Annotated in this window: 15 protein-coding genes; 8 read left to right on the top strand and 7 right to left on the bottom strand. The window is 36.6% G+C overall.

Annotation, left to right across the window (positions count from 1 at the left end):
* Nucleotides 1-42: 42 nt before the first annotated feature.
* Nucleotides 43-864, bottom strand: a complete 822-nt coding sequence (locus NSS97_RS25175; protein WP_341114317.1) for a YhfC family intramembrane metalloprotease — start codon at nt 862-864, stop codon at nt 43-45.
* Nucleotides 865-963: 99 nt separating this feature from the next.
* Here NSS97_RS25175 and NSS97_RS25170 point away from each other — a divergent pair, with 99 nt between their 5' ends.
* Nucleotides 964-1,695, top strand: coding sequence for a MerR family transcriptional regulator (locus NSS97_RS25170; RefSeq protein WP_002129738.1), 732 nt, complete (start codon nt 964-966; stop codon nt 1,693-1,695).
* A gap of 28 nt (nt 1,696-1,723) precedes the next feature.
* Here the strand turns inward: NSS97_RS25170 and NSS97_RS25165 are convergent, their stop codons facing one another.
* Nucleotides 1,724-2,302: a YhcN/YlaJ family sporulation lipoprotein gene (locus tag NSS97_RS25165; RefSeq protein ID WP_002015915.1), complete on the bottom strand. Its 579-nt coding sequence runs from the start codon at nt 2,300-2,302 to the stop codon at nt 1,724-1,726.
* Nucleotides 2,303-2,420: 118 nt separating this feature from the next.
* Here NSS97_RS25165 and NSS97_RS25160 point away from each other — a divergent pair, with 118 nt between their 5' ends.
* A complete protein-coding gene (locus tag NSS97_RS25160) occupies nt 2,421-2,723 on the top strand; it encodes a YutD family protein (RefSeq protein WP_002015914.1) in 303 nt (100 codons plus the stop codon).
* Nucleotides 2,724-2,733: 10 nt separating this feature from the next.
* On the opposite strand, the gene NSS97_RS25155 is transcribed toward NSS97_RS25160, so the two are convergent.
* The 4 genes from NSS97_RS25155 to glpX all read right to left on the bottom strand — a co-directional run bounded on the left by NSS97_RS25155 (nt 2,734) and on the right by glpX (nt 5,391).
* A complete protein-coding gene (locus NSS97_RS25155; protein WP_078185114.1) occupies nt 2,734-3,255 on the bottom strand; it encodes a GNAT family N-acetyltransferase in 522 nt (173 codons plus the stop codon).
* 11 nt (nt 3,256-3,266) lie between these two features.
* The gene (locus NSS97_RS25150) at nt 3,267-3,764 is read right to left on the bottom strand and encodes a cytoplasmic protein (protein WP_107887269.1); all 498 of its coding nucleotides are present in this window, start codon (nt 3,762-3,764) and stop codon (nt 3,267-3,269) included.
* Nucleotides 3,765-4,136: 372 nt separating this feature from the next.
* Complete coding sequence (locus NSS97_RS25145) at nt 4,137-4,403, bottom strand: DUF3055 domain-containing protein (RefSeq protein ID WP_002034592.1); 267 nt, start codon at nt 4,401-4,403, stop codon at nt 4,137-4,139.
* Nucleotides 4,404-4,419: 16 nt separating this feature from the next.
* On the bottom strand, nt 4,420-5,391 hold the full coding sequence (gene glpX / locus NSS97_RS25140) for a class II fructose-bisphosphatase (RefSeq protein ID WP_002015911.1): 972 nt from the start codon (nt 5,389-5,391) through the stop codon (nt 4,420-4,422).
* Between the two features lie 147 nt (nt 5,392-5,538).
* On the opposite strand from glpX, the gene NSS97_RS25135 reads away from it, so the two are divergent.
* The 4 genes from NSS97_RS25135 (at nt 5,539) to NSS97_RS25120 (ending at nt 8,207) form a co-directional block, all read left to right on the top strand.
* The gene (locus NSS97_RS25135; RefSeq protein ID WP_002015910.1) at nt 5,539-5,979 is read left to right on the top strand and encodes a DUF86 domain-containing protein; all 441 of its coding nucleotides are present in this window, start codon (nt 5,539-5,541) and stop codon (nt 5,977-5,979) included.
* A 78-nt stretch (nt 5,980-6,057) separates the two neighbouring features.
* Complete coding sequence (locus NSS97_RS25130) at nt 6,058-6,690, top strand: helix-turn-helix transcriptional regulator (RefSeq protein WP_341114313.1); 633 nt, start codon at nt 6,058-6,060, stop codon at nt 6,688-6,690.
* A 107-nt stretch (nt 6,691-6,797) separates the two neighbouring features.
* Nucleotides 6,798-7,562, top strand: coding sequence for a TIGR01457 family HAD-type hydrolase (locus NSS97_RS25125; RefSeq protein ID WP_002015908.1), 765 nt, complete (start codon nt 6,798-6,800; stop codon nt 7,560-7,562).
* Nucleotides 7,563-7,676: 114 nt separating this feature from the next.
* The gene (locus NSS97_RS25120; protein WP_107887270.1) at nt 7,677-8,207 is read left to right on the top strand and encodes an iron ABC transporter substrate-binding protein; all 531 of its coding nucleotides are present in this window, start codon (nt 7,677-7,679) and stop codon (nt 8,205-8,207) included.
* Nucleotides 8,208-8,239: 32 nt separating this feature from the next.
* On the opposite strand, the gene NSS97_RS25115 is transcribed toward NSS97_RS25120, so the two are convergent.
* On the bottom strand, nt 8,240-8,821 hold the full coding sequence (locus NSS97_RS25115) for an NAD(P)H-dependent oxidoreductase (protein ID WP_107887271.1): 582 nt from the start codon (nt 8,819-8,821) through the stop codon (nt 8,240-8,242).
* A gap of 282 nt (nt 8,822-9,103) precedes the next feature.
* Between NSS97_RS25115 and NSS97_RS25110 the strand changes: the two genes are divergently transcribed.
* Together NSS97_RS25110 and NSS97_RS25105 are read left to right on the top strand one after the other, a co-directional pair.
* A complete protein-coding gene (locus NSS97_RS25110) occupies nt 9,104-9,892 on the top strand; it encodes an ABC transporter ATP-binding protein (protein ID WP_044439170.1) in 789 nt (262 codons plus the stop codon).
* Entirely contained in the window at nt 9,876-12,455 is a 2,580-nt protein-coding gene (locus tag NSS97_RS25105) for an FtsX-like permease family protein (protein ID WP_341114303.1), read from the top strand. The genes NSS97_RS25110 and NSS97_RS25105 overlap by 17 nt, the downstream gene beginning before the upstream one ends.
* Nucleotides 12,456-12,496: the final 41 nt, after the last annotated feature.

The following is a 12,496-nucleotide window of genomic DNA, read 5'->3' as shown; positions in this document are numbered from 1 at the left end:
ACTACGAAAATCCATATAAAAAATAACCCACCAACTGGTGGGTTATTTTTTATATGGCACACTTACTAATTTCGTTTTCATTTTACGAATAAGAATGAAACCACCAATCGCGAAGAGAAGAGTAATTCCTTCTGCTACAAAGATGTTAATCATTTTTGTTTGGTAAAGTGCTGCGAAAAAGTCTACAAGTGCGTGGAATAATATAGCGTAAACAAGGAAAATGTATTTCTTTTGTTTTACTGCGTATACGACAAGCATTGTGAAGGCAATTTGCAGCACGAGTGCCATAATTCTTTCTAGGCTACCGAGTAAGTATAAATAGGCAGGTTGTTCTATTAACATATCCTTTACAAGATTTAATTGTGGTAGTTTTTCTGCCATTTGAGCGAAGCTACCATTGTTAATAGCATTAGCGAATATAAGTGTCTGCAATGCAGAGAATCCGCCAACTAAAATGGATTCAATCCCGCCATGACCAATTCCATAAGCGAAGCCATCTTTATATTCTAGATATTTTTTTAGTAGGAAGAAGAAGGCAACGAAGCGTCCTAATTCTTCAAAAATACCAGCAGTTAGTCCGCCATAAATTGCAAAGACATACGGATTTTCTAAAAATGGAGCGATTGCTGGATTACCACGCATAAATAGGTGGAACGGTGTTTCGAGAATTTGGGTAAATCCAATAAAGATAAGAACACCAACGCCGACCACTTTCCAATTAATATTATATTTTTTACGGAAATAAACGAGTACAATAATTGGGACCAGAACCGAAACAACGAGTTGAAATATGATGCTGGCAATTACAGTATTTGAAACCATACTTTCACCGCTTTCTAATATATGTACATATCTATTATGCATGAAATATGGGAGAGATGAAACTTTTAGAGATAAATGAATTTACTTATTGACTCTAACGTTGCGTCATACTTTATTGTATGTACTAAGGGGGAGATACACATGACAATGAAGGTAAAAGAAGTAGCTAATTTAGTTGGAATTAGTGTGCGCACACTGCATCATTACGATGAAATTGGGTTATTAACCCCAGACGAGACGACAGAGTCTGGATATCGTCTGTATTCCAATGAAAATTTAGAGACACTGCAGCAAATTTTATTTTTTAAAGAACTAGGCTTCCCTTTGAAGAAGATTAAAGAAATTATCATGAGTCCATCATTTGATCATGAAGAAGCACTACAGCTTCATAAGAAAATGCTTCTTGAAAAGCGTGCAAGGTTAGATAAGGTGATAGCGACGATTAATAAAACAATTCAGCATACAAAAGGAGAGATTGATATGACGAATAAAGAGAAATTTGAAGGATTTGATTTTAGTCATAACCCGTACGAAGAAGAAGCACGTGAACGATGGGGAGATGAGGCTGTAGATAAAGCGAATAAAACAGCGAAGGGGATGTCTAAAGAGAAACAGGAGGAGTTTAATAATATTTACAGAAATCTAGCAACACTTCGAAATGGAGCACCGGATTCTAAAGAGGCGCAATCCGCAATCGGGGTATGGTACGATTACTTGCAAAACTTCGGTGAATATTCATTAGAGGCCTTTAAGGGACTCGGTCAAATGTATGTTGCTGATGAGCGTTTTACGAAAAATATTGATAAGTTTGGTGAAGGTTTAGCGCAGTTTATGTGTGATGCGATGGAGGTTTATGCGGATCGTAAGAAATAGTAAAAAGGTGGAGGTTTTCTCCACCTTTTTATTTTTTAATCATGTCATTTAAAGTTTGATCCCCCGTATTGTTCAAATGAGGATTATCGCTCATTTCACGTTTTAACATATCAAGACTTTGTTCATATTCTTTATCGTTTAAGCTGCCAGATTGAAGACCTTGAATTTGAGAAATCAACTTTTGGTTTGTTGATACATATGCTTTATAATAGCGAGGAACGATGGACAAAGCAGTTTTATATACTTGATCTGTTACGAGTTTCGGATCCGTTGTGTTTGCACGGTATACAACGAACACTTCGTCGTCGGTAACGAGTGTAGCGGCATTGGTGACGTCAGGAAGTTTGACTGTCATGCTTGTAATCATTTCAGCGACTTTCTCACGGTTAATGGCGCCTACTTGTTTGTTAGATACTTCATGTTTTTGTTTAGATGAATAGCCCACCCTTGTGAGCCGTGTATTTGTATTTTCCGTATGATACATGTCGTTTTTGTTGGAAACAAGAACACGACTTCCTTCTTCACGCTCCATTTCGGCTTTATTAGTTGATTGGCAGCCTGCAAATAAGGAAAGAGTGAGAAGAGAGAGTATAATTTGTTTTTTCACGATGTAGCACCTCCTTCTCCATAGCATGCACTAATTTTCAATTTTTTGTATTTGAAATTGTTGGTTGTTATGCTTTGTGATACGATAAAAAGAAGAATGCTTAGAGAGGAAGTTCATAATGGAGCAAAAGCAAGAGATTCATACTACGGTGAGCGTTAATAATGTTCAGTACGAAGTAATTAAAAACTTTCGTGACGGTTTTAGTGAAGAAGCACTTAAAGAGCGCTATGCAGAAATTTTAAATAAATATGATTATATCGTTGGAGACTGGGGTTATGAGCAACTTAGATTGCGCGGATTCTTTGATGATAGTAATCAACGTTCGACATATGATACGAAAATTAGTACTTTATCAGAGTATTTATACGAGTACTGTAACTTCGGTTGTGCACACTTTGTATTACGAAAAGTGAAGAAATGAAAAAATCCTCTTACGATTGTAAGAGGATTTTTTCATAGCAGTTATACCAATTATGAGGAGGCTGTTTACTTTTGAAATAGACAGCACCTCGGCAAATATAATTATTTTTTTCATATAGGCTTAATGAAACCGGATTACCTGTAAAACAATCTAGGCGTATTCCAGTGTAGTTTTTTTGTTTTGCTTCGTTTTCCCAAAAGGATAATAGTACTTTACTATATCCTTTGCCTTGCGCGAGCGGATGGATGACAAAAGAGTGGACGATAAGAAAGCGTCCGTCTATTTCTGACCAGTCAATTAGTTTGTATTCTGGAGACGGTGCTTCGTTTAAGACGACGGCACCGACAAGTACTTGATCTTGGAATAGACAATACAATTCGGCCTGTTCTAGATGATAGGAAATGTGTTCTCGCGTCGGATAAGAATCATCCCATTGATAAATTTGGTTCTGTAAGAGTGCTTCTTTGCATGCTGTATACATTACATCTAAGTCATTCAATAAATCAATCGTACCTTTTCTCACCTTTAACATGAGAGTCCTCCTTACAAACAAATTGAAATGTAATCACCTTCAGAAAGCGTCTTGTTTGGTTTCATTTGTTGTCCATTTAGTTGGATAGCTCCATTTTTAATTTTCTCCACAATGAGTGCACGGCTCCAATCTGAAATATATGTGGATAACACTTTATCAATCCGGTGGGAACCGAAAACTATGTCTAATACGATCGTTATTTCGGCTATACCACTTTCTTTGTATTGTGTAATGGAAATGGTAGTACTTGTTTCCGTTTGTTCTTGCTGAGTCATATCGACAGTTTCGACGTGATCAGTAAATGATTTATAAATATGAAGTTTTTGATTCCACGTATGATCTTTCGGACATTTATAAATTGCAAATCGGTATATATTCTTTCCGTTTGCATTATGTCTGCGAATGTTCGTGTCAGTAAATAGGGTAGTGCGTCTGCAATTTTTACAATACTTTTCGATTGTTGCTAGTTCGTTTTTATATAAACTCCAAGAAAGTTGTACTTTCTGCATTTTCCTTCACCTCTTATATATTGGTAAAGGAACGTAATACAGCTATTTGGATGTCTTGTAGTATGAAGACATAAGAAGTAGACAAAAATAAAAAGAGGTTCCCCCAAGAGGAACCTCCGTAAACATCATACTACAGATGCGTTACGTTCCTTTGTAATGGGAATGGGCAGACTACTCCCTTGAAAAAGCACGGTGCTTTTTTGAGAGTAATGCTATCCAATTGCTGGTCCATTACAAAGTAAATGTTGGCATACGCAGATAACGTCCTTTCTATCCAAATAGATTTGTTCATAAGTATAACACATAAGATTGAAAATTCAAAATATAAATTGTAAAAAAACACCAGCTAACATAGCTGGTGCACCAGATAAATTATATAAGTTCAAATAAAAATGAGCGTAATTCTTCTGCATTTTCTTCAGACATCGAAAATGCATGCTCTAAGTAGCCTTGTTCATTTAAATCGTCAGGACCGATGATAGCAAATTTGTTGCTTTGCATATCAAGGACTATCGTTTTACCGTAATGACGATCGGAGTATAGAAGCGCTAAATCATGACGCTCATTTTCCCCCAAAAAGCTAACGAAACGCGTTTTTGTAGCGACTGTATCGTCGTACAGAAAGAAACGTTCTTCCATACACATGGCTCCTTTATTAAATATCTAAGTTTAAGTGTGGTTTATGATCTAAATGGTGATGCGTTTTAATGAAACGTACTGTTCTTGTTTTGTAACGCATTACGATAGAATATGTTTCAGCTAAATCTCCGCCAAGGAATTTCACGCCGTCTAATAATTCACCAGCAGATACACCTGTTGCTGAGAAGATTGCATCATCACCAGATACTAAGTCATCTAACATAAGAAGTTGACGAGGATCTTCTAATCCCATTTCACGACAACGAGCTTCTTCTTCTTCGTTCATTGGAACTAAGCGAGCTTGCATTTCACCTTCAAGGCATTTTAATGCTGCTGCAGAAATAACGCCTTCTGGAGCTCCGCCAACACCTACGAATAAGTCGATACCTGTTCCAGGTAAAGCTGTTGCGATTGATGCACCAACATCTCCATCACCAAATAGTTTTACGCGTGCACCTTTTGCACGAACACGGTCAATAATATCTTGATGACGTTCACGTTCTTGGATGATAACCGTTAGGTCACGAATTTTTTTATTGTTTGCTTCTGCTACAATATCAATTGTTTTTTCAATTGGATCATCTAAGCTAATTTTACCAGCTGCTTTTGGACCAACCGCGATTTTTTCCATGTACATATCCGGAGCATGAAGAAGGTTTCCTTTATCTGCGATTGCGATAACTGCCATTGCATTTGCAAGGCCTTTCGCAACGATGTTTGTACCTTCTAATGGGTCAACGGCGATATCTACTTCTGGACCGTTACCTGTTCCTAGTTCTTCACCAATATACAACATCGGTGCTTCATCAAGTTCTCCTTCACCGATTACAACTGTACCTGCCATGTTTACTGAATCGAACATATCACGCATAGCTGTAGTTGCTGCATCATCTGCTTCGTTTTTCTTTCCGCGGCCCATCCACTGTGCGGATGCTAAGGCTGCTGCTTCTGTTACACGGACAATTTCTAGTGCGAGTTCACGTTCCAAGGTTGCATTCCTCCAATTTCAAAAATCATACAAATATAACTATAACAAATAACGAGGAAAAGGTGAATTCGAAAAATTGTCGATTTTTTCAGAAGAAAGCGTTACAATTAAAATGTAAATGCTTTAATTTCCAGGTAGGTGACATTCATGTACTTCGTAGACAGAAAAAAAATAGAACAAATGCTAGTATGTTTAGAACGAGCAACAAATACATTTCAAGAGAAAAAGACATATGAAACCGAGTTTGAATTTTACGCATTAGAGCGCATGGCGCATCTTATTATCGATTGTATATTAGATGTAGGGAATGCGATGATTGATGGATTTATTATGCGCGATCCAGGAAGTTACGAAGATATTATTGATATTTTAATGGACGAGAGAGTTATAAGTGGAGAAGAGGGAGCGCATATTAAAGAAATTATTCTTCTTCGAAAAATGCTTACGCAAGATTATATTCAAATGAATCATGATGAATTATATAAGACGATTCAAAAACATATCGCCGTGGTAGAGAAATACCCAGCGAATATTCACAGTTATTTAGAAAAGGAATTAGGACCTGTATCTGCATTTGTACCAGAATAATTGTGCTTATAAGATCCCCGGGAATTCCTTTGGGGATCTTATATTGTATAGGAGAAAGAAAAGGGAGAAGGGTGAGCTATGGGGGAAGCACGTACTACGAGAGAAGAGATTGTACAATTACTGAAGATAAAAGGAGAGCATACTGTAGCAGAATTAGCCGAAGCTTTAGAAGTTACAGAGATGGCGATTCGTCGACATTTAAGTAAACTAGAAAATGATGAGCTAATTTATTCAAAGATGGTAAGGCAGCAAGTTGGACGCCCAACATATTTGTATGGATTAAGTCAAAAGGGAGAAGATACATTCCCGAAAGAATATAAGCAGTTTGCTATTGAAATACTAGATGATTTAGCTCGAATGGGCGATGAAAAAATACTTCGTTACGTTTTACAAGCGAGAACGAAACGAATGGAAGAGCAGTTGCAAAAGAAGATAAGTAATCAAAGTAATTTAGCATATAAAGTACAGGAAATAGCTGCTATGCAAGAGAAAAATGGTTATATGGTTCAAATAAAGAGAGATGGGGAACGCTCTTTCATACTTGAAAAGCAAAACTGTCCGTTAAAGGAAATAGCGGAGAAATTCCCGCAAGTGTGTGAAGATGAAAAAGATATGTACAAGCGGTTATTTACAGGCGCAAATGTGAAAGCGCTAACGAACATGTGCGTGGGCGATTGTAATTGTTCGTACCAAATAAAAGAGAAAAAATGAACGTTATGGGACGCTTTAAGGTAAAGCGTTTTTTTCTTTTGAAAAAGGGGTTAATATAAGAGTGGTATGATAGGTGAGAACGTTAGCATAGAAGGAGAGACAAACAGATGTATAAAGGCTATTTAATTGACTTAGACGGTACAATGTATCGCGGTGAAGAGCAAATTGAAGAAGCAAGCGACTTCGTAAAAGCGTTAGGAGAGCGCGGTATTCCATATTTATTCGTTACAAATAACTCAACTCGTAAACCAGAACAAGTTGCAGAAAAGCTTGTTCGTTTCGATATTCCAGCGAAAGCGGAGCAAGTATTCACAACGAGTATGGCTACAGCTAACTTTATTTATGAGCGCAAACAAGATGCAACTGTATATATGATTGGTGAAGAGGGCTTACATGCTGCACTTGTGGAAAAAGGCTTTGAACTTGTGGATGAAAATCCTGATTTCGTTGTTGTTGGTTTAGATCGCGATATCACATATGAAAAATTAGCAAAAGCGTGCCTTGCTGTGCGTAACGGTGCAACGTTTATTTCAACAAATGGGGATATCGCAATTCCGACTGAGCGCGGATTATTACCAGGTAACGGTTCATTAACATCAGTTGTTGCAGTATCAACAGGTGTGGACCCAATCTTTATTGGTAAACCAGAATCAATCATTATGGAACAAGCGTTAAAAGTGCTTGGCATAGGAAAAGAAGAAGCTTTAATGGTTGGGGATAACTACGATACAGATATTTTAGCGGGGATAAATGCTAGTATGCATACCCTTCTTGTCCACACTGGAGTAACAACTGTGGACAAGTTAACAGAATATGAAGTACAACCGACGCAAGTTGTGCACAACTTGACGGAGTGGATTGAGAAGATGTAATGAAAGGCAGGTAACCGGGAACGGTTGCCTGTTTTTTTATGCACAATTGCATATGTACTATAAGGATTTAAAATGTAAAATTTATATGTAATGATGTGAAGGGGGAAAATAAGAGTGTACTGGATGTCATGTATTATGTTTATTTTTACATTATGTGTTTTATTCTTTGTTCTATGGAAGATATATAAAATAAATGAAATGAAAAAAAGCGCGGGAAAACTCATTGCAACATATCCTCGGGTGAAACGACGTTGGATTGCCTTACTTGGACCAGCGTACTTTATCGGACAATGTATGTATATATATGCTCAATACGTAAGTGGTGATATTGGTACATTTGAACAGTTTCTCATTCAGTCAGGTAGTTATGCTGTAGCAAGTTGTTTTATGATTTTAATAGCGATCAATCTTATTAAAAGTGTACAAATATATGAAAAAGGTGTAATAGACGGATTGAACTATTATTCATACGAAGAATTAAAAGGCTATAAAACATCAACATGGGAAAATCCAAAAGAAAATATATTTTTATATCGCGGGCGAGAAAAAATGAATGATAATGTGAATTTACTTATTAGACAGGAAGATATGAATGAATTAGAAAGCATTCTTCAAAGATATATTCCGAAATTGATGATGAAATAAAAACTCCGGTTGTTATAACCGGAGTTTTTTTATTAAAACGCACGATTCACTACGTCTTTAACTTCTTCAAGATATTGTTTACGCACACTGTCATCCACAGAAGGAACACTTGTATAGAATGTATGCTCAAGTGTTTCAATGCCTGTAAATTCAAAAATACCAACATCCGCTGTTTTCTTCATTGCGTCAAACATACCGCCTGCTGTGTATGCTTCTTTTGTATTTCCCATTGTAGATAATAATAATCCTTTTTTACCGCTTAATAACTTTTCAATGCCATTTTCACCGTAAGCATAAGCGAAGCCGTGGCTAAATACGCGGTCAACATATCCTTTTAGAATAGCAGGAAGTCCTGCCCACCAAACGGGGTAAATGAATGTAATGCTATCAGCCCAAGAGATATGCTCTTGCTCTTCTTTAATATCTTCTGGTGTATTTCCTTGAGAAAATGAGGTGAAATCGGAAGCACCTAATACTGGATTGAAATTTAATTCGTATAGATCACGAACGCGCACTTCATGCCCTTTTCTTTCTAATTCACTTTTTACAGTTTCTAAAATTGCATGGTTGAAGCTTTCTGTATTCGGGTGTGCATAAACGATTACATGTTTCATTGTTCTTCCTCCTATTTGTGGATATGTGAATAGTTTTTATATATTTGTGTAACTATTATGGTTACTTTCGTTGCGAGAATCAACTTTTCTGACATGAGAAATAAAATGAAACTTTAATCGGTGGGTGGGCCATCCCGCACTGATTATTTGCTCACACTAATCGGGCACTTACTACCGGTTAATATAAATGTTAGTATGTGACAAAAAAATACAAAATAGTAGGGATTTTGCATTTCCGAATAGAATATATAGATTGGTAAATAGAGAGAAGGGGATATTGGGATGAATATTATTGAAATTGAAAGGTTAGAAAAATCATTTGATATTGGGGATAGTAAAGTAAAGATCTTAAAAGATATTAATCTTCAAATTCAAAAAGGAGATTTTGTTTGTATTATGGGGGCAAGTGGATCGGGTAAAACGACCTTACTTCAGCTGTTAGGTGGATTAGATATTCCATCGGTAGGTAGTATTCGAGTTGATGGTACAGAGATTTCAACATTAAAAGAAAAAGAGCTCGCTTTATTTAGAAGGCATAAAATCGGTTTTATTTTTCAGCAGTTTAATTTAATTCCAGTGTTTAATGCGGAGGAAAATGTAGGGTTGCCTTTACTATTAGATAATGTTTCGCAAAAGAAGGCAACGGTGACAGCAAATCGTTTATTAGAGCTCGTTGGATTGAAAGGAAAAGAAAAGCATTTACCAGCACAGTTATCAGGTGGGCAACAGCAAAGGGTTGCGATAGCAAGAGCTTTTGCAAATGAGCCGGCTATTATATTAGCAGATGAGCCAACAGGGGCGTTAGATTCAGAAAACAGCAAAAATATTATCGCGGCACTTCGCAATGCATGTGATGAATTAGGGCAAACAGCTGTCATTGTAACGCACGATCCGTTCGTAGCGGCCCATGCTGATAAAGTCGTTTTCTTATTAGATGGTGAGGTGATTCATGAGCATACTGAAAGTAAAGGGTGGAAATTTCGAAATATCCCGCAACAAGTTACTCAAATTCAAGAGATTATGAATCGTCACTTTAAAGTAGGAGGTAAAGGTGATGCGATGGGTAATTAAGTATGCGGTAAAATCGATGAAACAAAATTGGTTGCGAAATATGTTGATTGCCCTCGGTGCAGCTTTAGGTGTTATGTTAGCGACGATGTTATTACTAGGCAATCAATCAGTCGAGCAAAGTGTGAAGGAACAAGTAGTAAGTCGTTATGGAGATTATAATTTGCAATTTGGATATATAAAAAATGATATGTATTTAAATAATGAAAGTTTAAAAGAGATAGTTGGCTTAGAAAACGCTGAAAAAATATCAAAAGTACTTATACCGTATCCTTTACCAAATTATAAAGAGCTATCAGGAAAGCCGTCTTATTGGGGTGTTGAGCAAGATTCTCCAGAAATGCGTTCTTATAAGATTGCAGAAGGTCGATATCCGAAAGAAGGTGCTGAAGTAGCACTGACAAAAGGTTATACAGACCGTGAAAATATACGTGTAGGAGATATGATCAAGCTGCCGTTTCCGCCGCATGGAGAAAAGACTGTGAAAGTTGTTGGGATTTTGAATCCACCGTTAATGGCGGCAATGGGGCATGGTTCTTATTTTCCAATTAGTTGGCTTCAAAAAGAACTAAATCTACAAAATCAATTCAACCTCGTTCAAGTGAAAGCACAGGATGTAAATGTGAAAAGGGCAATTGCTCTTGATGTAAATAAGAAGATAGAAAATATAAAGGTGGACCAACGTACTTATGTCGATAAGGCATTTGAACGACTAAATGTAATGAAACCGTTAATTTTTAGTTTAGGTGGTATTGCCTTATTTGTTGTAGCCCTTTTAATAATGGGAAGTTTCTTCTTATCTGTCAGAAGTCGATTTAAGCAATGGGCACTATTACGTGCACTTGGTAGTAACCCAAATCAAATTATATTAGTCGTTTTATTAGAGGCTTTATGCATCGGAGCGATTGGATCGCTAGCAGGGATTATTCTTGGGGCAGGTACGCAAACAATCGCGGCATCATTCATTAATAAATGGGTGAATATTGAGAGTGCAGGGAAAGAATCATTCTCGATTTCAGGTGAGATTTTACTCATTACATTTTTACTAGGGATTGTTATGTCTGTCATAGGGGCTATTATACCAGCTTTCATGGTTAGGAAGATTCCACCAGTTCAAGCACTTCGGCCAGGTCTTCCTAGTAATGAGAAAACAGAAAAAAGATGGAGTGCTTTTAGTTGTAGCATTTTAATTATTGGTACTGTTATTGGACTAGCGGGTAACGTATTAGAACAGTATGTCGGTTTTAATCCAAGTGCGATTGGAGCACTGTTATTTGCAGTTGGTTTGTTATTTGCGATTCCGCTATTTATTCGTATAATAGCGCCAGTTATTGCGAAACCTTTGCAAATGATATTTCGAATTGAAACGACGATTAGTAGTCGAAATGTAATTCGTTATCGTAATAAGGCAGCTGTGTCAGTTGCTATATTAGCATTTGGTTTTATGTTAGCCCTTGTTGGAACAATGTATGTAAACTCTATGTATGAAGGTACGAAGAAAGGATTACAAAAGCATTTACCAGCTGATTTAGTAGTACGTGTACCGATGGATTCGCAAGGAATTGAGGTTTTACCGTTTAGTTGGATGGAGAAGATTAAAAAAGTTGACGGTGTAGATGCAAGTGTAGGGAATGCTACTGATTTTACAGCAAAACTTATAAATTATGACTTTAAAAAGGCAAATCAAGAATGGTATGAACATGCGAGAAAAAATAATTTTAATTATGATTCAATAGAGGTTGTGGGTAATGATATTGTAGCGTATCAGAAAGTAACGAAGGCGAAAGTGATTTCAGGACAAAATTTAAATAAGCCATTACAAGATGGTGAGGGAGTCGTTACGAAAGAAACGGCTAAAAATTTAGGGATTCAGTTGCATGATACGATTGAAGTACAAGGGAAAGGGAAAGGGAAAGAAAAACAAACGATTAAAGTCGTTTCGATAATTGAGCAAGGATTAAGGTTAAGAGGATCAGATATTTTTGTGAGTGAACAATGGGCACGAGATAAGTTTCATGTACAAGGATATGAAGCAATTCAAGTTATGACAAATTCTAATCAATCATTTGAAGAGATTAAGAAGCAAGTAAAAGAAATTACAAATAATAAAGAGAATGTAGAAGTTATAAACAGTTATGATTTATTGAAAGAACAAGAACAGTTATTATCGCAAATGATGATGTTAATTCGCTTGTTAGTTGTAATTGTTTTCATTATTTCTGGTATAGGGTTAATGAATGCGATCGTCTCAAGTTTACATGAAAGACGTGCTGAAATTAGTATGATTCGTGCGGTAGGAGCTATTCCGAAGCAAATGAGACGGATTGTTTTATTAGAGGGCACTTTACTTGGAGCGATAGCTGGTTGTATTGGGGTTTTAGGTGGAATTGTATTTAGTTATATTGTGTTATCAAGCTTAGAGTTAACGGTTATTATCATTCCGTATAATCAAGTTTTAATATTGGCACTAGCTAGCATTATACTCGGAGCAGGAGCAGCAATGATTGCTTCATTACAATTAAGAAAGTTTAAATTGAGTGATACTTTAAAGGAGTTGTCAGCATAAAAGATTGCTATACTCCACTCATACAAAGAACAAAGAAGACG

Origin of the sequence: Bacillus sp. FSL R12-0074, assembly GCF_038005725.1 — a bacterium.
GTDB classification, from domain to species: domain Bacteria; phylum Bacillota; class Bacilli; order Bacillales; family Bacillaceae_G; genus Bacillus_A; species Bacillus_A mycoides.
Note: the sequence above shows the minus strand (reverse complement) of the source record. Positions and strands in the feature narration are given on the sequence as shown.